The organism is Akkermansiaceae bacterium, assembly GCA_019634595.1.
In the GTDB taxonomy this organism is placed as follows: Bacteria; Verrucomicrobiota; Verrucomicrobiia; order Verrucomicrobiales; family Akkermansiaceae; genus Luteolibacter.
On the sequence record JAHCBC010000001.1, the window covers coordinates 786,156 to 807,439 of the forward strand.

Genomic DNA, 21,284 nt, shown 5'->3' on the forward strand with positions numbered 1-21,284 from the left:
CTTTTCCTTTGATGGCATGGCGTAATTTCAGGAGGCTGTACCAAAGAGAATAAAGATGATATGGGGGGCTACCCAAAGATGGGGCGGGAGTCTTCCGGATGGAGGGGGGCTTGCATTTCATGAAATGCTTTCGGGAGCCTTCGCGTATCGGACGAAGCAGGTTGTGGAAATCTGTGAATGTCTGTGAAAATCTTTGATTGATCGTTTGTCCGGATCCCGAAATACTCCCTTTATGAAACCCACCCTGATCCTTCCGCTGGCAGCCATGACCGGCACCATCGCCTTGGCCGCCGTCGTCTCCATTTCCTGGGAGACGAAGCAGCTCGACAACAATTTCTTCGCGGAGGGCGGTGCCATCGCCGACGTCAACAATGACGGCAAACCGGACATCATCTCAGGGCCGTATTGGTATGCCGGTCCGGATTTCAAGGAGCGGAAGGAGATATACGACACGAAGTCCTACGACCCGAAGGTCTATTCGGACATCTTCCTCCAGTTCGCCCACGACATCAACGGCGACGGCTGGCAGGACGTCATGGTCTATAGCTGGCCGGGCAAAGGGGCTTGGTGGCACGAGAACCCGAAGGGCAAGGAAGGCCACTGGCCGAAGCACCAGGTGCTGGACATCGTCGATGGCGAGTCACCGCACTTCGTGGACATCGATGGCGACGGGAAGCTGGACATCGTCTGCGCCCAGAACGGCTCCTACGGCTACGCTTCGCCCGGAGCGGATCCGACCCAGCCATGGACGTTCAAGCCGATCACCCCGCCGGACAAGTCCGTCTTCCGCTACACGCACGGCCAGGGCGTGGGTGATGTGGATGGTGACGGAAAGATCGACTTCATCGAGAAGCGCGGCTGGTGGAAGAACCCGGGCAAGGATGGCGGCGAGTGGGTGCTGCACCCGGTGCCGATCCCCGGAAAGGGCGGGGCGCAGATGTACGTCTATGACTTCAACGGCGACGGGAAGAACGACATCCTCACCGTCATCGACGCGCACGGTTACGGCATGTCGTGGTTCGAGCAGACGGCGGACGGTTGGAAGGAACACCCCATCCTGACCGAGAAGAAGGAAACCTCCGCCGGCGGCTTCAATGAGACGCAGATGCACGGCGTCGAGTTCGTGGATGTCGATGGCGACGGCATCAAGGACGTCATCACCGGCAAGCGTTTCTGGGCGCACGCACCGAAGGCCGATGGCACCGGTGACCCCGGCGTGAATGATCCCGCCACCCTTTTCTGGCTGAAGGTCACCCGTGAGAACGGTCAGGTGAAGTTCACGCCGAACGTGATCCACGCGGACTCCGGGGTGGGCGTGATGCTGCCATCCGGCGATGTGAACGGCGACGGCTTGGTCGATTTCCTGACCGCCAACAAGAAGGGCACCTTCATCCACATCCAGAAACGCTGATCCACTTTCCCTGCGGCGGCGGGCCATGGTCCGCCGCCGTTTTTCCTTTTTCCCAACCCATCCGTTTTTCCGCATGAGACACCTGATCCCATCTCTCGCCCTCCTGCCGGTGCTGACCGCGCCGGTGTTCGCCGCCAGCTTCGAACTCAAGGACGGCGATCGCGTCGCTTTTCTCGGTGATGCCCTGATCGAGCGCGAGCAATACGAAGGCTGGGTGGAACTCGCTTTCACCACCCAATTTCCGGACCGCAATGTGACGTTCCGCAACCTTGGCTGGAATGCGGACACCCCGGCCGGCGATTCGCGGAATGGCCTGAGCCTGCTGCAAGCCGGACTGGAACCCCCGGAGGAAGGATGGAGGCAGCTCCAGAACCAGCTCACCACCTACAAGCCGAACGTCATCGTCCTCGGCTACGGCATGGCATCCTCCCTGGTGAAGGGCGGGACGCCGGAGCAGTTCCAGAAGGAACTCGACCGCCTGCTGGATGATGCGGCGAAGTCCGCCGGAAATGAAGTGCGCATCGTGGTGCTGGGAGCGCCACCGCGTTTCGAGTTCCCCGGCATCGCCGCGTCGGAGGCGGCGGCGCACCGCGAACGCCTCGCCGCGTTTGACAAGGTGCTGAAGGACACCGCGGCGAAGCGCAGCCTTCCTTTCGTTGCCCTGGCGGACCTCCCGCAGGAGGCGGCCTACACGCAGAACGGCATCCACCTCACCGGTGAAGGCTACAAGGCGCTGGCCCGCCATATCGAGAAGGGTCTCGGCTGGAAAGCCGGAGCATGGGACAAGGGCGACAGCGCAGCCGCCCTGCGCCGCCACATCCTCAAGAAGAACGAGTGGTTCTTCAACCGTTCCCGGCCGGCGAACATGGCCTACATCTTCGGCTTCCGGAAGAAGGAGCAGGGGAACAACGCGAAGGAGATCCCGCAGTTCGACGCGCTCATCGCGGAGCAGGAGGCCGCCATCGCGAAGATGCGCGACCTTTCCAAGAACGTCGTGGTGCCTGACGCCCCGGTGCGCACGGAGTCCGCCTTCGCGAAGAATGTCACCCAGCCGCATCCCAACTTCACGGTGGCGGAGGGTTACGAGATCACCCTGTGGGCGGAGAACCCTCTCCTCCACAAGCCGACGCAAATGAACTTCGACCCGTCAGGGAAACTGTGGGTCGCCAGTTCCGAAACCTACCCGCAGGTGGAGGTCGGCCAGACCGCGGATGACAAGATCATCGTCCTTTCCGACAGTGATGGCGATGGCAAGGCGGACAAGTCCTCCGTCTTTGCCGACGGGATGCTCATGCCCACCGCGGTGCTGCCGGGGGATGGCGGCGTGTATGTCGGCCAGAGCACGGACCTGCTGCACTTCAAGGACACCGACGGCGACGGAAAGGCGGATGTGAAGACCCGCGTCCTCAGCGGCTTCGGCACGGAGGATACCCACCACAACATCCACACCCTGCGCCGCGGGCCGGACGGCCGCCTCTGGTTCAACCAGAGCATTTACACCCGCACGGACACGGAGACCCCGCATGGCGTCTTCCGTCTGAAAAGCGGCGGCATCATGCGCTTCGACCCGCGTGACTCGAAGATCGAGCCGGTCTTCTACGGCTGGTGCAACCCGTGGGGCCACCAGTTCGACAAATACGGCCAGTCCTTCGTCACCGACGGTGCCGGTGGCGCGGGCATCAACTGGGGCGTCCCCGGTGCGATGTATTTCACCTTTGCCAAGGCACCGAAGATCCTCGGCAGCATCAGCCCAGGCAGCTACCCGAAATTCTCCGGCCTGGAGATCGTGGAGTCCGCGCACTTCCCGGCGGACTGGCAGGGGAACATGATCACCTGCGACTTCCGCGCGCACCGCATCGTCCGCTTCGGCATCGCGGACCAGGGTTCCGGCTACGCGGCGCAGGAACTGGGCGATCTCGTCCGCACGGATGATGTCAATTTCCGCCCCATTGACGCGAAGATCGGCCCGGACGGCGCGCTCTACATCGCGGACTGGTCGAACCCGATCATCAACCACGGCGAGGTCGATTTCCGCGACCCGCGCCGCGACCGCGAGCACGGCCGGATCTGGAGGATCACGAAGAAAGGTGGCCCGGTCACCAAGACGAAGGACTTCACCAAGCTTTCCGAAAAGGAGCTTCTGGAGTCGCTCGTCAGCGACAACCGCTACGACCGTGACCAGGCGACGGCGATCCTGTTCGAGAGCAAGTCCGCGACGCTGGATGCGGAGATCGGGAAATGGTCCGCCGGAGCGAAGGATGACCGCGTCCTGCTGGCGGCTCTCTGGCTGCAGCAGACACGCGACACGAAGGGGCTGGATGAAAAGCTTTTGGCCGCTGCTCTGAACAGTAAGGTGGGCGAGGTGCGCGCCGCGGCGGTGCGTGTCTATGGCGACTCCATCACCGATGGGAAGATCGGTCCGGAAAAGGCGATGGAGATCCTCGCGGCGGCGGTTGCCGATGACTTCGCCCGCGTCCGCATCGAGGCGATCCGCGCTCTTTCCAAGGTGCCCGGCGCGCAGGCTATGGACCTCGCCTTGAAGGCACTCGACAAGCCGACGGACCGCTTCATCGACTACGCTCTTTGGCTGAACATCCAGGAACACGGTGAGGAATGGCTCGCCTCGCCAGAGTCGAAGGAAAACGCAAAGGCGCTCGAGTTCGTGCTCGGCAATCTTCCTCCAAGCAAGGCGACCGCAGCCATTGCCAAGCTGTTCCCCAAGCCGCTGCCGAAGGATGGTTCCGGTCCATGGCTCGCGCTCGGCCTGAAGAATGGCGACGCCACCGTCCTCACCGCCATCTACGACCAGGTGATTTCGCAGGGCTTTGATGAGGCCATAACCCTGTCTGCCCTCCGTGGTCTCGGGGATGCCGTTTCCCAGCGCCAGATCAAGCCCGCGGGCGATGGCTCGAAGCTGCTGCCGCTCATCAATGGCGGCTCCGACGCCCAGAAGGTCGCCGCGATCTCGCTCGCCGGTGCCACCGTATCGTCCGACCTCATCCCGGCGCTGGTGGAACTTTCCGCGAAGGGGAACCCGGCCATCCGTGGTGCCGCGATCAATGCCCTGGGGAACTTCCCGGCACCCGCCGCGAAGGCGGCCCTGGTGGCCGCCGCGGCCGATGGTCAGCCCGCGGACATCCGCAGCCACGCCGTGCTTTCGCTGGCGAAGCATCACCGGGACACCGCCGTGCCACTCATCGCCGCTTACGCCTCCGGCATCACCGAGGCGGAGCAGGGCCGCGAGTTCTGGCAGAAGGCGCTTTCCTCGAAAGGCATCTCCAAACAACTGGCAGCAGTCATCACCGAGAAGAAATTCTCGCCGGAAACCGCCGTCGCATCCCTCCAGCACATCCCGGATGTGGCGGAGCATGACGCGCTCCTGAAAGTGCTGCGTGAGCAGGCGGGTTCCGCCCAGAAGACCTACGATGACGCCACCATCAAGAAAATGGCCGCACAGGCCACGGAGAAAGGCGACGCCGCCCGCGGTGAAGCGGTCTACCGTCGTCCGGCGCTCGCTTGCACCGCCTGCCACGCGATCGGCGGGGCAGGGGGGAAGGTCGGCCCGGACATGACCTCCATCGGTGCCAGCGCGCCCATGGACTACCTCATCGAGTCCGTGGTGAACCCGGGCGCGAAGGTGAAGGAAGGCTACCACTCCGTCATCATCGAGACCAAGGACGGCAAGGCCATCATGGGCCAGCTCATCCGCAGCGGTGGCAGCGGCATGACCATCCGTGACGGCGCGGGCCAGGAGATCGTCATTCCGGAGAGCAACGTGGCGAAGAAGACGGACGCCGGCAGCCTCATGCCCGGCAACCTGATCGCCGGACTTCCGGAGAACGACGTGAACGACCTGTTCAAGTTCCTTTCCCAACTCGGCAAGCCCGGTGACTACGACGCCACCAAGAGCAAGGCCCCGAAGGTGTGGGCCGTGCTGGGCCTCACCACGGACCTCCAGGAGAAAGCCTCCGCCGGAGATCCTTCCCTGGGCTGGACGCCTGTCACCGCCACCGTGAACGGACGCCTGCTCCCGGAGGATGTCGCCGCCATGGCTCCCAGCTCCAGTGAGATCATGGCCGGAACGAAGCTCCAGCTTTCCGAAGCGGCGAAGATCCAGCTCACCTTCGCGGATGGCTTCAAGCCGACCGACATCTGGATCAACGGCAAGTCCGCCCCCAGCGGCACCGCCGACCTCCAGCCGGGCATCCACAAGATCGTCGTGCGTGCTCCGAAGGGAGGCAAGGCCATGCGGATGACCTGCGAATCCGGCACCTTCCTGCCCGAGTGGTGATCCCGATTTCCGCGCCCGGCAAGTCTCCGGGCGCGGTTTCCTTTCATCCTCCTTTCGGCTGGTCTTGATATATCCGGCTTTCATCATGCGTTGAAACCAACCGCATGATGAAGCCCCTCGCCTTTGCCGTCCTCTGTCTGCCCGTTTCCGTCCATGCCGCATCCGTGGGCGCGGAGGTGCCTTTCACCACCCTGGAGGCGGAGAAAGCCAGCACGAAGGCCGCGGTGGTCACCCTGCAGGGACTGCCGGGAAAGGTCGTGACGCCGGAGATGGAGGCCTCCGGGCGTGGGTATGTGGAACTGAAGGCAACCGGTGATGCGGTGGTGTTCCCGGTCAAGGCCCGCGCCAACAGCATCGTCATCCGCCATTGCATTCCGGATGCGCCGGAGGGTGGCGGACTGGAAGCCACGCTGTCCCTGTTCATCAACGGCGCGTTCAGCGAATCGCTCACCCTCAGCTCCCGTCACAACTGGCTCTACGGGGAGGAGGGGCAGAACGGCCAGTCGAACACTCCGGGACAGGCTCCCCATGTTTTCTGGGAGGAGTCGCGGCATATCCTCAAGCAACAGATCAAGCCGGGCGATCGCATCGAGCTGCGCCGTCAGGAAAAGGACGCGGCGGCCTTTTACCGCATCGACCTCATTGATCTGGAACTCGCGCCCCCGCCGCTGCCACAGCCCGCCAATTCGCTGTCTGTCGTGGATTTCGGAGCCAATGGAACGGACGGGAAGGACGATACGGACGCCATCATCGCCTGCATCCGGGAGGCGAAGGCGCAGAGGAAGGTCGTATGGATCCCGGCGGGCACCTACCACCAGTCGAAGCGCTTCGAGCTGGAAGGCCCGGTGAAGGTGCACGGCGCGGGGATGTGGCACACTTCCATCCTCGGGACGGTCCTCGGAGAGGATTTCGCCAGCAACATGGGCTTCCGCCTTGCCGGGGACGGAGCGGAGGTCGCGGACCTCTATTTGGAATGCATCGCCCAGACCCAGCGGGGGAAGTCGAATGGCAAGGGTTTCACCGGGGCTACGCCCGTTAACTGGACCGTGCGGAACGTCTGGATCACCCATACCCAGACCGGCTTCTGGATGAGTGTGGCGTCCAAGGGGAAGGTCCAGGGCTGCCGCGTCCGCTTCACCTATGCGGATGGCATCAACCTCAACCGCGGAGCCAGCCACAATCTGGTGGAACACTGCCATGTCCGCGGCTGCGGGGATGATGGCATTGCCATCCTTTCTGAGACGGAGCGGAAGGATCCGCCCGCGGAGCGGAACATCCTCCGCAACAACACCGTCGAGGCCGTCTGGTGGGGCCACAACCTCGACCTCGCCGGTGGGTCGAAACACCTCGTCGAGAACAACCTGCTCGCGGACAATGCGATGATGGGCGTCTTCACCATCAACATGACCAGCGCCTACCCGAACCATCCGCTTTCCGACAGCATCGTCCGCGGCAACACGCTGTTGCGCGGTGGCGGGAACTACGTCGGACAGAGGAGGGGAGCCGCGTGGATCTTCGCGGGCAATGACACGGTCAAAGGCGTCGTCTTCGAGAACAACCGGATCCTTTCCCCGATGTACAGCGGCATCCAGATCACCGGCGGGGCGGAACAGCAGATCCTCTTCCGCGGAAACACCATCGACTCCCCGGGAGGCTCCGCCGTCCACATCACGGATCAGGCGAAAGGCACCGGCATCTTCGAGGGCAACACCATCTCCGGACTCCCGGAGGGCAAGGAAGCGTTCAACAACACCTCGAAGGGATACACCGTCACCAACCGCTAGCCGCGCGGCGCGGGCGGTTCCAGAATCCTCTTGCACGCACGCACCGGGATTGCCACATTCCGCCCGCACCAGATGGCGGTCTGGCGGAATCGGTAGACGCGCTCGACTCAAAATCGAGTTCCAACGAGTGTGGGTTCGAGTCCCACGGCCGCTACTTTCTCTCTTCTTCGAATTGCCGATTTCACGGTAATTTCACACGCGGCGGTTCGGTGCCGGAGTAACATCCCGCCATGAACCGCAAACCGCGCCGCCTGCTGACCCGCCGGAATTTTCTGATGTTGGGAGGTCTCGGTGTCCTGGGGACCGCTGGTGGCATCGGGGCGGCCACGATCGAGGCGAAGTGGCTTAACACCACGTTCAAGAAGATCTCCGGACTGGGCTTGGTCCGCCCGCTGCGTGTGCTGCATCTTTCCGACTTCCACGCTTCCTGGTGTGTTTCATGGGAACACATCCATGAGGCGGTGAGGACCGGCATGGCGCAGAAGCCGGACCTGGTGGTGCTGACCGGAGACTACATCAGTTCCCGGAGGGATGACATTTCCGGCTATGCGGATGCGCTCTCTCCGCTGCGGGATTTTCCGCACTGCTACGCCAGTTTCGGCAACCATGACGGCAAGTATCTCCCGCCGGACAGCCGCGCCCGGCAGATCGAGGCGGAGATGGGGAAAGCCGGAGTCCGCTTTCTGGTCAACCGGCGCGTGGATGAGGAAGTGGGCGGGCAGATGCTGCGGATCGCCGGTCTCGGTGACATCTGGCGGCATGAGGCGAAGCCGTGGGAGTGCCTGATCCCCGCAGGGTCCGACGGTCCGCCGACCCTGCTGCTTTCGCACAATCCGGACAGCAAGGTGGACGCGGAGGACTACGCCTGGGATGTCATGTTCTCCGGCCACACCCATGGCGGGCAGGTCAAGGTGCCCATCATCGACTGGGCACCGCTGCTTCCCGTCGAGGACCGCTCCATGGTGGAGGGGATCTACGACTGGAAAGGACGGAAGATCCACATCACGCGGGGCGTCGGTTGCCTGCATGGCATCCGCCTGTTCTGTCCCCCGGAGATCAGCATTGTGGATCTCACCTGATGTCGGGATGGTTGACGCGGCCGGATTCACCCGGAACACTGCCTTGGTAACACGCATGGCAGCCACCCGCACGATCGGTATCATCGCAGGAAACGGAGTCTATCCGGAGACGTTTGTCGCCGCCGCGCGCAGGCATTCCCCGGGCACGCGTCTGGTCGTCACCGCCTTTGAGAACGAAACCAAGCCCGAGCTGGCGGACAAGGTGGACGCCATCGGCTGGTTCCGCGTCGGCCAGCTCTCGAAGCTCATCAAATTTTTCAAAAAGGAAGGTGCCACGGAAGCCGTGATGGTTGGCCAGATTTCCCCGAAGAACCTCTTCGACCTCCGTCCGGACCTCCGCATCCTGATGATGCTGGCGCGTGTGAAGGAGCGGAATGCGGAGACGCTTTTCGGCGCCATCGGCGAGGAAATGGCCAAGGACGGCATCACCCTGCTGCCCGCCACCACCTTTCTGGAGGACCATCTTCCCGGCGCTGGCCATGTCTGCGGCCCCGCTTTCAAGAAACGTCAGCTCGCGGACGCCGCCTTCGGTTTCAGGATCGCCAAGGAAACCAGCCGCCTCGACATCGGCCAGACCGTCGTCGTCCGGAATGGCACCGTGCTGGCGGTGGAAGCCTTCGAAGGCACCAACGAATGCATCGTCCGCGGAGGTGCGCTTGGTCGGGGCAAGGACGTGATGCTGGTCAAAGTCTCAAAACCGAACCAGGACATGCGCTTCGACGTGCCGGTCATCGGCCCGCACACCATCGAAAATTGTGCGAAAGCAGGCGTCGCCGGCATCGCCATCGAGGCCGGGATGACCCTGCTGCTGGAGAAGGAGAAAGTCGCGGAGCTCTGTGCGAGGCACGGCGTGGGTGTGCATGCGGTGTAGCCACCCGTGATATGTAGCGGGGTTGCTTTTCCGCCTATTGTTCCTCTGCTGCTTCCGGAAAGCGGCGGAGGGTTTCCTTCCGTATTTCTTCCAATGGGCGGATTTCGACCTCAGGCCAGCCTTGGGCTGTGATGGTTTCGGCTTTGGTCCAGTAGGTGGGCTTCTCTGCGGAATTGCCGGTTTTGATCAGATCCCAGTAGTAGGCGGTTGCCTCATCGCGACGGTCGGTAAGCCAGGCTGCTATCGCGAGCCCAGCAAGGAGGTCTTGGCCTGATTGGGAGCTCGCTGGAAGAAGGGAACGGGACTTTTCGAATGCCGCGGTGGCTCCCGCAGCATCGCCAAGGTTGAGGAGAGCCCAGCCATGAGTGCGTGGGATACTTTCATCTTCAAGGGCCGTCCCTGCGACCAGGGAGAACCACTGCTGAACCAGATCCGTGCGGTTCATTTTCGATGCGAAGTATCCTCCGTCCGTGAAATCCCTTGTCTCCGCCTCTTCCAGGGCGAGAAGTTCATGGTAGGTAGCGATGACAGCCTCGCTGTTGTTGAGTTCGCCTAAGGCCCATACTTTCAGTCGAAGAGCGGCGGCAGACTTCGGCGAGAACTTGAGAAGCCGCTCGGCGACCCGTAGAGTGGCCCCGGGTGCAGCTTCGAGTGTGTCCAGATATCCCACTACTTTTTCCAGCAGTTCCACATCCTCCGGCAGGCGTTTTTCTCCATAGTTGATGAGAAATTCCTTCCGCATGGTATTCGTTTCCAAGGAAGCCCTGGCAAATGGGAGCAAAGGATGGTTGGGGACAAAGTTTCCTGCTTCCCGGATGATATGGACTCGCTGTTCAGAGCTCGGGTGTCTAAAGCACCAGTTGATCTCACGTTCGACATGCTCGTAGGCCGTGACTGTGCTGGATGGCGTAATGGTGCGTGAGGATGGAGAGGAGAATAGCCAGCGGATAAGGGCCGCGTGCCGATCATTGGATTGACCGGCCTCCTCCTTGGTGCGCGTCAGGAGATCCAGTAAGGTGGAAATGGGGATCTCCTTAGTTTCTCCGGACGCTGATATGGTCATTCCTGAAGTCAGGGATATTAAGGTGTGCAGCGTATCCGTATCGATTTTTTCCGTTTCTTCAACATTCCAGATGCGAGCGGTGTTATCCTTGCTAGCGGTGACGACGCGCGATCCATCAGGACTGAAGGAGGCGCTGGTGACGGAATCTTCGTGCCTTAGAGGTTCGCTAATGGGTTTGCTTGAAGCGGTATCCCAGATACGGGTAATTCCGTTGAGGCTGGCGGTGACGACGCGCGATCCATCGGGACTGAAAGAAGCGCTAGTGATAGAAGATCCGTGCTTTAGAGGTTCCCCGATGGGTTTTCCTGAAGCTGCATCCCAGATGCGGGCAGTTCGGTCGAGGCTGGCGGTGATGACGCGCGATCCATCGGGACTGAAAGAAGCGCTGTTGACGGAATATTCGTGCTTTAGCGGTTCACCGATGGGTTTGCCTGAAGCCACATTCCAGATGTGCGCAGTTCCGTCGGGGCTGGCGGTGACGACTCGCGATCCATCGGGGCTGAAGTAGGCGCTGGTGACGGAATCTTTGTGCCTTAGAGGTTCACCAATGGGTTTGCCTGAAGCAGCATCCCAGATTTGCGCAGTCCCGTCGGGGCTGGCGGTGACGACTCGCGATCCATCGGGGCTGAAGTAGGCGCTGGTGACGGAATCTTTGTGCCTTAGAGGTTCACCAATGGGTTTGCCTGAAGCGGCATCCCAGATGCGCGCAGTTCGGTCGAGGCTGGCGGTCACGACTCGCGACCCATCGGGACTGAAAGAAGCGCTGTTGACGGAATCCTCGTGACTTAGAGGTTCGCTAATGGGTTTGCCTGAAGCGGTATCCCAGATGCGCGCGGTTTTGTCGAGGCTGGCGGTGACGACGCGCGATCCATCTGGATTGAAAGAAGCGCTGTTGACGGAATATTCGTGCCATATAGGTTCGCTAATGGTTTCACCTGAGGCTGCGTCCAGGATGAGGACATCTTGATCGAGGCTGGCGGTGACGACGTGCGATCCATCGGGATTGAAAGAAGCGCCGGTGACGGGATATTCGTGCCTTAGAAGTTCGCTAATGGGTTTGCCTGAAGCGGCATCCCAAATGCGCGCGGTATTACCGTTATGGTCGGTGAGGAGGATGCGAGATCCATCGGGACTGAAGGAGGCGCTGGAGACGGAGTATTCGTGGTTTAGCGACCCACCGATGGGTTGGCCTGAAGTGGGGTCCCATATGCGAGCGGTTTTGTCGAAGCTGGCGGTGACGACGCGCGATCCATCCGGACTGAAAGAAGCGCTGGTGACGAAATCTTCGTGCTTTAGAGGTTCGCTAATGGGTTTGCCTGAAGCTGCATCCCAGATGCGCGCGGATTTGTCCAAGCTGGCGGTGACGATACGCGATCCATCCGGACTGAAGGAGGCGCTGGCGACCATAGATTCGTGCCTAAGAGGTTCACCGATGGGTTTGCCTGAAGCGGCATCCCAGATGCGCGCAGTTCCGTCGATGCTGGCGGTGACGACACGAGCTCCATCGGGACTGAAGGATACCATGGCGACCCGACCTGCGTGCTTAAGAGGAGGGACTGTCGGTATGGGATGGAGGGTGACAAGATGGACCAAGCGGTTCACTGAATCCAGGCGGATAAGGGGGGCATCCGGGGTATACCTTAAAGCCTCAGCTAGATAAGCCATGCCGGCCCGCGGCTCTCCCTTGTCGAATGCCTGTTGCGCGCGACCGTGTGCCTTGAGAGCTGCTTCCACGTTCTTGGCGACCGCTTCTTTTTTTGCTGTCTCTTCCGCTCGGGCTGAGTTTGTGGCTCTTCGTTCCGCTGCTTCCGCCTGGTGGGTTTTGATAACGCTGAAAACAGCACCAGCGACGGCGGCCAAGGCTAGGACAAGCATGACGCCGGCAAGTTTCCTGGCCCGTGCGGCACGTTTGCGTTCCTCGCGCCGGATGTGATCGGCCAGGGATTCCCGTTTCACTCCCAGCATGTAGGAAATGATGCCGATGAAGCCTCGCTCCCAAGAGTCTGCTGCTGAGGAATCGTCTTCCTGAACCATCTGGGGCAGGTTCCTTCCGGTGATATGCTCGCCGAGCTCTTTCAGGGCGGGGCAGAGACAGTTCTCTTCGTTGTCCTCGGTGATCCGTCCAGAAAGAATAACCGGGATCACGAAGGCTGGACCTTGGTGGGTTTCCAGAAAATGCCGCACTTCCTTGTCCACAGGACCGGACTGCGCGGAATGGGGAGAGCAGAGGACGATCAGATAGCGGCTGCCGCTGATGGCGGAACGGATGTTGTCCCAGTAGTGGGCGCTATCGATCTCCAGATGGGTTTTGTCCCGGTAGATGGGGCGGAGATATCGTGATCGCTTGGTGGTGACCCCATTTTTCACCAATTTGACCGGGACAGGGAACCATTCGAGCCGTTTCTGGAGCCATGCGGCAGCTTTCGCGTCCTTCCGGGAATAGCTGATGAATGCGTAATAGGGGAAATCCACGGCGGCGGGGGAGGTGGGAGCTACAGCCATGACGAACAGACGATCATGTAGATGATCTGTGATGAATTGGCAGCCGGAAATGGCCTCCGCCCGCATTCACGGCAATATATCCCCATACACCCCCGGGCTGCTCCCCGGGATCTCGAACGCGCCGACCGCCTTTTCGTAAAACTCCCTCGGTCCCACGCCGCCGATGACGCCGTAGGCGTAGCCGCTGTCGCGCAGGCCTTCCAGGGCTTTCAGGAGCAGGGCCTTTCCCAATCCCAGACCGCGGGCGGATTCCGCGACGCCCGTGGGGCCGAAGAAGGCCTTCTGGGTCACGTCATAGCAGGAGAAGCCGAGGATCTCCTTGTCCCGGGTGGCGATGTAGCAGACGACGGGCTGGCGGGAGATGGCGACCTCCACCTCGCTGACCCATTTCGCGGAGAAGTGTTCTTTCGCGAAGGCGGCGACGGTGTGTTTCTCAAAGGCGCGGGCCTTCCGCAGGGTGACGCCTTTTTCCGCGACCGACCGGTAGAGTTCCGTGCCATCCGGGAGGTCGTAGAGCCGCACGAGCATGTCGATCATGCATGGAAATGAAGCGGATCCTCACAGATTTCCGAAGATAAAAAACACGGATTTCTGTGCTAGACGGCCAACCGGCGGTTCGTATCGTCGGGCCTCATGCAGAAACTCTACGCCACCCTTGCCCTCAGTGCTGCCCTGCTCCCCGTAACCCATGCGGCGGAAGCGAAGAAAGGCACCAAATGGTATGAAGAAATGCAGATCGGCCCGGCATGGTCGAACACTTTCGGCGACTACCTGAAGGGGGAGAAGCGGACGGCGGCCCTGAAGGGCATCCTGCTGGACCTGGGCGACGGCAACCGTGCCCTTTTCGATACGGAAACGCTGCGTCTTGTGACCGTGTTCAACGGCGGCATCGAGTGGGGCGGCACCCCATGGACCGGTGCCCACGGGCCGCTGGTGACGCTCGGCAACAAGGAAGCCCTGGTGAACACCGCCTCCGGACCGGGTTGGGCGGACCAGGGTGGTTCCTTCGAGGACAAACGCGCGACCGCCGGTTACGGCAACCTCAAGGACGCCTCCTTCAAGGGTTACTTCCGCAGCGGCAAGACCATCGTTTTCGACTACGTGGTGAACGGCGTTTCCGTGCAGGAGATCGTCAGCCAGAAAGACGGCGTATTCACCCGGACGCTGAAGGTCGGCAAGCGCGACAAGGACCTGGTCCTGCTCGTCAGCGATGACGGTTCCTCCGCCGATCTGAAAGTGGCTGCCGGTGGCGACATCAAGATTTCCGACGACGCGAAGACCCCGGGCCGCAAGATCGGCACCATCGCCAAGGGCGGCGAGACGGTTGTCCAGCTCGCCTTCGGCAAAGGCGGCGAGCCGAAGCCTGCCGCAGCTCCGGATTTCGCGGCGCTCCAGAAAGGCGGCGAGCCTCTCTGGCCCGGCACCATCGAGACCGCCGGAACCGTTTCCGAGGACAAGGAGTCCCCGTATGCGACGGACATCCTGACCCTGCCGACGGAGAACCCATGGAACGCGAACCTGCGTTTCGGTGGCTTCGACTTCATCGACGAGGACAGCGCGGCGCTTTCCTCCTGGAACGGCGACGTCTGGACCGTGAAGGGCCTGAAGGGCGACTGGAAGAACCTCAAGTGGCAGCGGATCGCCTCCGGTCTGTTCGAGACGCTCGGCGTGAAGGTCGTCAACGGCGCGATCTACGTGAACGGCCGCGACCAGATCACCCAGCTCATCGACCTCAACGGCGACGGTGAGACGGATCACTTCAAGACCTTCAACCGCGATGTCATCATCACCGCGAACTTCCACGAGTTCGCCTTCGATCTGCAGACCGACAAGGAAGGCAACTTCTACTTCGCCAAGGCGTCCCCGGTGAAGGGCGGCGGCCGTGGCTTCGACCGCATCCTCGATCACAACGGCGTTGTTGCGAAAATTTCTCCGGACGGCGCGAAGTTCGAGGTGGTCGCCACCGGCCTGCGCGCACCCGGCGGTCTGGCCGTCGGGCCGAATGGTGAGATCACCACCGGCGAGAACGAGGGTACCTGGCAGCCACGCTGCAAGATCAACTTCGCCAAGGCATCCCAGCTCCCTGTATTCTGGGGCACGGAGGACGCCCGCCACGCGCTGAAGGACGCCAAGTATCTGGAACCACTTTGCTACCTGCCGATGGAGGTGGACAACTCCGGCGGTTCCCAGGTGTGGGTGGACAAGAAGGCGAAATTCGGCCTTGCGGAAAACGAACTCATCCACCTTTCCTACGGCCAGTCCAGCGTCTACCGCGTGCTGCCCGTGAAGCGCGGCGACACGCTGCAGGGCGGTGTGGTGAAGCTGCCGATCAAGCTCCAGTCCTCCGCGATGCGCGGACGCTTCCACGACGACGGCTCGCTCTACCTCCTCGGCTTCCGCGGCTGGCAGACGAATGCCGCCACCGAGTGCGCCTTCCAACGCGTGCGCTACAGCGGTGAGACCCTGCCGGTGCCGGACAAGCTCGAATACACCCCGACCGGTGTGAAGATCAGCTTCGCCTCCAAGCTGGACGCTGAACTGGCCAACGACCCCTCCAGCTACGGCGTGGAGCGCTGGAACTACGTCCGCGGACCGATGTATGGTTCCGGTGAGTTCTCCGTGGATGAAGTGGACGCCGCCGCCGAAGAGGCCGCGCTGGCCAAGGAGTCCAAGGGCGTCCGCAAGCACGACACCGTCACCGTGGAATCCGCGAAGCTGACCGCAGACGGCAAGACCGTCGAACTGGTCCTCGCCGGCATGAAGCCATCCCACCAGCTCAAGGTTTCCTTCGACCTGGAAGGAACCGAAGGTGAGATCCTGAAGGGCGACATCTTCGCCACCGTCTACAAGGACTGATCCCATCCCAGAGACGACTTATCCCGAAGTCTTCGAACATGCTGCGCCCCTTTCTCGCATTGCTCATGCTGGCCGCCACGGCCCGCGCCGAACTGATCGCCACCTTCACCCGTGAAGGTGCCACGGACACCCGGCGCGACCGGTTTCCGGCACTGAGCATCGCGAAAGGGGAACCTGCCACCCCCTTCCTCACGCCCGGCCAGTTCGAAGTCGTCTGGAGGGGGAAACTGAAACTGGACAAGCGCCAGCGGCTCGCCTTCTCGTTCGAAGGCGAAGGCAGCGTCGAGCTGAAGATCGGCGGGAATGAGATGCTCAAGCGCGAGGGACCGCTCGCGGGTGAGCCATCGGAAACGAAGCGTCTCAATCCAGGCGAGCACGACTTCGAACTGATCTACAAAAGCAAGGAGGATGGCTCCGCCGCCATGCGGGTCTATTGGCAGGAGGCGGGCTTCGTCCGCCAGACCATCCCTCCGACCGCCTTTGCCGTGGAAGAGACGGAAGAGAGCAAGGCGGGTGACCTCCTGCGTTCCGGCAGGCTTCATTTCGCCCAGCAGAACTGCGCGAAGTGCCACGTGCCCAGCGAAGGCTTTGGCGCCACGCCCATGCCGGAGACCAGCGAGATCGGACCCATCCTCATCGGCATCGGGGAGCGCGTGACGGAGGAATGGCTGCAACGGTGGATCGCCGATCCGAAGCACCTCCGCCCCGGCACCCACATGCCGACTCTGGTGAATGCGGAGACGGAGGAAGGTCGCCAGCAGGCGGCGGACCTCGCCGCATTCCTCGCCGGTTCGAAGCTGGGCCTGCCAGCGACTCCCGCACCTGATCCCGCCCTGGCTGAAAAGGGTGGCGGACATTTCCATGAACTCGGCTGCGTGGCCTGCCACAGCACCCCCGACCGGGATGGTCCGGATCTCGACAACAAGCGGATTCCGCTGAACAACGTCGCTTCCAAATTCCAGCCCGGCGCGCTGGTGGCATTCCTGAAGAGGCCGGACGCCTACCACGCCACCACCGGCATGCCGGATTTCAAGTTCTCCGATGAAGAGGCGAATTCCATCGCCGCGTATCTCACCAAGGCCTCCGCCGGGAACGAGACCAAAGCGGCCAAACCGTATCCGAAGGGCGACGCCGCGCGGGGGGAGAAAGTCGCCGCTTCCATGCAATGCGGCACCTGCCACCCTGGCCTGCCGATGGAACCCGGCAAGGTCGCTCCGCTGGAGGCCATTTTCAAAAAGGACTGGTCCGCCTCCGGGTGCGCCGCTCCTGAGGACAAGCGCGGCAAGTCGCCGGTGCTGAACCTCGACGATGACGCACGCACCGCGCTGGCTGCCTTTGGCAAGACCGGCGGGGACTCGCTCAAGCGGGACACTCCGGCGGAGTTCGCGCGCCGCCAGATCGAGTCCATGCGCTGCATCGGCTGTCACTCGATGGATGACCGGCAGTCGCTCCTCAGCTCGACCCATGAGGAGAGCAAGAAGCTGACCGAGCACCTGGCGGGCCTGCATGAGCGGGTGGACCAGACCCGGCCCCAACTGACCTATATCGGCGAGATGCTTTTCACCAGCTACATCGAGAAGATGCTGGATGGCTCCATGGAGCAGCGGCCCCGCCCGTGGCTGGGCACCCGCATGCCGGCGTTCAAGGCGCACGCAAAGCCTCTTGCGGAAGGATTCTCCAAACTACACGGATTCGAGCCAAGCGCGCCGGTGAAGGTGGAGACGAATCCGGAGATGGTGGAGATCGGCAAAAAGCTCGCCGGGACGGAAGGTTTCGGATGCACCACCTGCCACGGTGTCGGCCCGGTGAAACCCACCGCCGCGTTCGAGGTGGAGGGCATCAACTTCCAGTTTGTTCCGGACCGCATGCGCCCGGACTACTACCACCGCTGGATGGACAATCCGGCGATGGTCACGCCGAGCACCAAGATGCCGCGCTATGCCGATGGCAACGCGTCCCAGCGCACCGATGTGCTGGAGGGAGACGCTGGCAAGCAATACGAGGCCATCTGGCAGTATCTCCACGCGAAGTGATCCACACCCCGGCAGCCGTTGGCATTCTCCGCCCGCGGATACCGGGGTTCATCCTCCTTCTCACGGTTATTGCAATTGGCATTCCCCGTGCGCCTGCCCGGCCCGTCTTCGGTGTGCTGGGTGACACCAGATGGGTGAATGATCCGCAAGGCTGTCCCGGTTGCCCCAACACGGACCGTCCCCAGCGGCTCCACGAAGCGGGCATCCGCAATGTCGAAATCCGCGTCCCGTGGAGCGAGTATGAGATCGCTCCCTCCGTCTATTCACCGGAGAAAATCAAGTTCCTCAAAGACCGCGTGGCGATGCTGGAGCGCAATGGCCTGAAAGGCGTGCTCAACATCGAATGGCACCGCTATCCCGGGTGGATCTGGCAGATTCCTGATTCCTCCTATGTCGGCGCCGCCGGAATCCGCAGTGGCGATCTCGAACGGCGATCGCGCGGCAGACGTCCGAACATCGTTTTCAATCAGAACGTCCGTGATCATTTGATCGGCGTCATCCGCAGTCTCGCGAAAGAACTCGGTCCGCAGAACTTCTTCAGCGTCCGCGTCAGCAATGGCGGCATCCAGGGCGAACTCGCGTTTCCCGATGCCAGGGAAGACGCACTCTGGGCATACGATGCGAATGCCGGAGCGGAGGGGGAATCAGCGCGACCCGCGACGATCCCGAGACGTCCGCTCGGTGATTGGAGGCCCGGACAACCGGCCACTGCGGAGCAGATGGAACAATGGTACGAATGGTATGTCGGCGCACTGGCGGACGCGGCGGAGTTCCAGATCATCGCGTTCAAACAGGCGGGTTTCAACGGTCCTTTCCAGATCATGATGCCCGGCAAAGGCGCGGGGCCCTCGACGGTGGCGAAAAGCCTGTCTGCATTGTCCGCCGGGGAGCCCAAGCCGAATGAATTGGTTTCGATGGGTGTGGCATGGCACATGGTCGCCCGGGCCATCCACGATAAAGCCCAGGTCTCCCTGCACTGCAGCTCCGTGGCGGAGGAAAACCCGGTTGATCTCACGAAACCCGGAGATGCGCGTGATCCGATGGACAAGGCGAACTGGCCGTTCATCGACGGACTGGGAGCCTCACGCTGGATCGCCGTTATCGCCGACCATTATGGCTTCCTCAAGTCCGGAGAGAATCCAGGGAAGGGGGACGCCAACGGCGACTACTACTATGGCGACATGGCCGCCAATGCGATCGCACAGGCCGCAGCCGCCGGTTTCGTCTCATTCGATTGGGCCCACCACGAGAACCTCTGGAGCCGGCATCGTCTGCTTGATGACAAGCTCGCTCCGGCGATCAAGCGGGGCGGGGCAGGGAACTAGAGGTCAGCGCAGCGTGCTTCCCTCGACCCAGTTTCCGTCGATCAGGCTCTTCTGCGCCGCCACGGGAAGTCCACGTTCACCGCGGTGGAACATCCCGATGACGTTGTGGACGGCGGTGGCGCCGATCTGCTCGAAGTTCTGGTCGATGCCGCTCATGCCTTTCTCCCGGTCACGGAGTTCGAGTGAGATCAACCCCACGTCCTCCGGGACGCGCAGGCCCATTTTCTTCAGGGCATCCGCCACACGGTACATGTGCACCCCCATGATGACCTCCGGCCGGTGGACCTTGTACCATTCAAGAAAGGCCGCCTCGTCCCAATCCCGTGTGACCAGCGGCGGGATCCGCTCCTCCGGACGTGACCTTTCATGCTCCACCAGCAGCGCTCCCAGCCAGCGGCGGTCTGTTCGTTCATTGACCTGTCCGTTGAGCGTCACGCCGATCCGCCGGTACCCTCTCCGCCGTGCCTGCCGGGTCGCCAGGATGAGGCAGCCGAAGTGATCCGTGGCGACACGGTGAATCTCAGGGCGGATGAGCGAGTAGCCGATGCCGATGGTGTTGAACTTGTCCCAGTCCAGCCGCAGATGCCCGTTCGGCCTGGGCAGGGGAGCGAGGAGGATGCACTGGATGCCGCGGGCCAGGGCCACCCGCTGGAAGGTCGCCACGGCACCTTTGACTTGCGGCACGCAGAACTCCTCCAGCGCATATCCATGCCGCTCCGCCGCGTGGGTCGCTCCCTGGTGGATGCGGGTGAAACTTTCCGAAAACTCCTGCCACGCGCCCGGTGTCTCATAACGGGTGAGGTAGGCGATGACTCCCTGGAAACTCGGCGTGGTGGCGGTACGACGATGGCTCATCAGCAGGGATACCAGAGGGTCAGCCCGGTATCCCAGCGCCCCGGCGGCTTCCAGCACGCGGAGGCGTGTGGCTTCCGAAATACGCGGATCATTGTTGAGTGCCCGGGACGCGGTGGCGCGGTGGACACCCGCGGCATCCGCCACATCCTTCAGCGTTGGGTTGCGTTGATCCACGGTGGATGCATACGCGCGGGAGCGTGATGAGTGCAAGAACGTGCAACGGGGCGCACGAAACTTCCTTTGCATGGAATCCCCCGGAAGTTCCAGCATGCATGGCTGAAACGGAAAAACCGATCCTTCCCAAAGCCCATGAAACAACCCATCCCCCTGTCTTTCGTGATCGCGGCAATGATGACGACAGGAGCCTGTCATGCCGCGGTGCTCGTCAACGGTGATTTCGAAATCTCCGGAGCCGGTAATCCCACCTTCACCGGTTGGAGCGAGGTATCAAATGACACCTCAGGCGATTCGAAAGGATCATCCGCGATCATCGGTGGAGCGACGATCTCCGGCACCACCAGTGTGGAAATGGTCGCGCTCACCGCGAACGGCGGTGCCATCCGGCAGACCGTACCGACGGCCATGTCGCAATTCACCGTCTCGCTCGATTTCGCCGCCCTTTCCCCGGAGGCCGCGGCGGACGCCTCAACCCGCTATTTCAGCATGCAGCTCAAGCACGGCGCGGTCACATCCGTCACGCAGATCAACCTCCGCGTTGCGAAGTCCGGCCAGCTCCAGGCCTATGATGGCGCGGCTTGGCAGGCCATCGGATCGTTGGTCGCCGCCTTCAGTGCGGACGTCGGCACCATCGGCGCATGGGGTGGGGAAACGGTGGCCACCAACAGCCTGACCATCATCGCGGACTACACCGGCGCTCCCACCTACAGCGTGAACCTGAACGGGACCACTGTAAGCGGCCTCAGCTATTTCCAGGGCGGCGCGCCATCCGGAGGCACCAATTCGCTCAACTCCATCTCGTTCTACGGCGGGGCTGCCGCCAAGAATTTCCTCGTGGACAATGTGGTGGTCATCCCGGAACCGGCCACCGGTTGCCTGGTCGGAGCCGCTGGCATCGGCCTTTTCATCCGTCGTCGTTCCGGTGCAACGGCGTGCATGATGAATCCTTTGAACTCGCCCGCAAATCGTGGGATCTGATGACAGGTCGGCGATTTTCACGCCTTAACTGAAACATCATCACCCCATCCAGCTTCGCT

Annotated in this window: 12 protein-coding genes and 1 tRNA gene; 10 read left to right on the forward strand and 3 right to left on the reverse strand. The window is 62.1% G+C overall.

Annotated features, from left to right (window positions below; all coding sequences use genetic code 11):
• Positions 1-232 precede the first annotated feature (232 nt).
• The 6 genes from KF712_03275 to lpxI all read left to right on the forward strand — a co-directional run bounded on the left by KF712_03275 (position 233) and on the right by lpxI (position 9,436).
• Entirely contained in the window at positions 233-1,411 is a 1,179-nt protein-coding gene (locus KF712_03275; GenBank protein ID MBX3739988.1) for a VCBS repeat-containing protein, read from the forward strand.
• A 73-nt stretch (positions 1,412-1,484) separates the two neighbouring features.
• Entirely contained in the window at positions 1,485-5,702 is a 4,218-nt protein-coding gene (locus KF712_03280) for a HEAT repeat domain-containing protein (protein MBX3739989.1), read from the forward strand.
• A 104-nt stretch (positions 5,703-5,806) separates the two neighbouring features.
• Positions 5,807-7,486 carry a right-handed parallel beta-helix repeat-containing protein gene (locus KF712_03285; GenBank protein MBX3739990.1) on the forward strand — a complete coding sequence of 560 codons (1,680 nt, stop codon included), beginning with the start codon at positions 5,807-5,809 and terminating at the stop codon, positions 7,484-7,486.
• Between the two features lie 74 nt (positions 7,487-7,560).
• Positions 7,561-7,640: transfer RNA gene (locus KF712_03290), tRNA-Leu, on the forward strand.
• Positions 7,641-7,716: 76 nt separating this feature from the next.
• Positions 7,717-8,565 carry a phosphodiesterase YaeI gene (gene yaeI, locus KF712_03295; protein MBX3739991.1) on the forward strand — a complete coding sequence of 283 codons (849 nt, stop codon included), beginning with the start codon at positions 7,717-7,719 and terminating at the stop codon, positions 8,563-8,565.
• 55 nt (positions 8,566-8,620) lie between these two features.
• On the forward strand, positions 8,621-9,436 hold the full coding sequence (lpxI, locus tag KF712_03300; GenBank protein ID MBX3739992.1) for a UDP-2,3-diacylglucosamine diphosphatase LpxI: 816 nt from the start codon (positions 8,621-8,623) through the stop codon (positions 9,434-9,436).
• A 34-nt stretch (positions 9,437-9,470) separates the two neighbouring features.
• Here lpxI and KF712_03305 read toward each other — a convergent pair whose 3' ends face one another.
• Both KF712_03305 and KF712_03310 read right to left on the reverse strand, forming a co-directional pair.
• A complete protein-coding gene (locus tag KF712_03305) occupies positions 9,471-13,067 on the reverse strand; it encodes a TIR domain-containing protein (GenBank protein MBX3739993.1) in 3,597 nt (1,198 codons plus the stop codon).
• Complete coding sequence (locus KF712_03310) at positions 13,068-13,538, reverse strand: GNAT family N-acetyltransferase (protein MBX3739994.1); 471 nt, start codon at positions 13,536-13,538, stop codon at positions 13,068-13,070.
• Between the two features lie 96 nt (positions 13,539-13,634).
• Between KF712_03310 and KF712_03315 the strand changes: the two genes are divergently transcribed.
• The 3 genes from KF712_03315 to KF712_03325 all read left to right on the forward strand — a co-directional run bounded on the left by KF712_03315 (position 13,635) and on the right by KF712_03325 (position 19,215).
• Complete coding sequence (locus KF712_03315) at positions 13,635-15,857, forward strand: hypothetical protein (GenBank protein MBX3739995.1); 2,223 nt, start codon at positions 13,635-13,637, stop codon at positions 15,855-15,857.
• A 38-nt stretch (positions 15,858-15,895) separates the two neighbouring features.
• A complete protein-coding gene (locus tag KF712_03320) occupies positions 15,896-17,890 on the forward strand; it encodes a c-type cytochrome (protein MBX3739996.1) in 1,995 nt (664 codons plus the stop codon).
• Positions 17,891-18,024: 134 nt separating this feature from the next.
• Positions 18,025-19,215 (forward strand): hypothetical protein, encoded by a 1,191-nt coding sequence (locus tag KF712_03325; GenBank protein MBX3739997.1) that lies wholly within the window; start codon positions 18,025-18,027, stop codon positions 19,213-19,215.
• A 3-nt stretch (positions 19,216-19,218) separates the two neighbouring features.
• Here the strand turns inward: KF712_03325 and KF712_03330 are convergent, their stop codons facing one another.
• Positions 19,219-20,244: a LacI family DNA-binding transcriptional regulator gene (locus KF712_03330; GenBank protein ID MBX3739998.1), complete on the reverse strand. Its 1,026-nt coding sequence runs from the start codon at positions 20,242-20,244 to the stop codon at positions 19,219-19,221.
• A gap of 135 nt (positions 20,245-20,379) precedes the next feature.
• Between KF712_03330 and KF712_03335 the strand changes: the two genes are divergently transcribed.
• Positions 20,380-21,225, forward strand: coding sequence for a PEP-CTERM sorting domain-containing protein (locus KF712_03335; GenBank protein ID MBX3739999.1), 846 nt, complete (start codon positions 20,380-20,382; stop codon positions 21,223-21,225).
• Positions 21,226-21,284 lie beyond the last annotated feature (59 nt).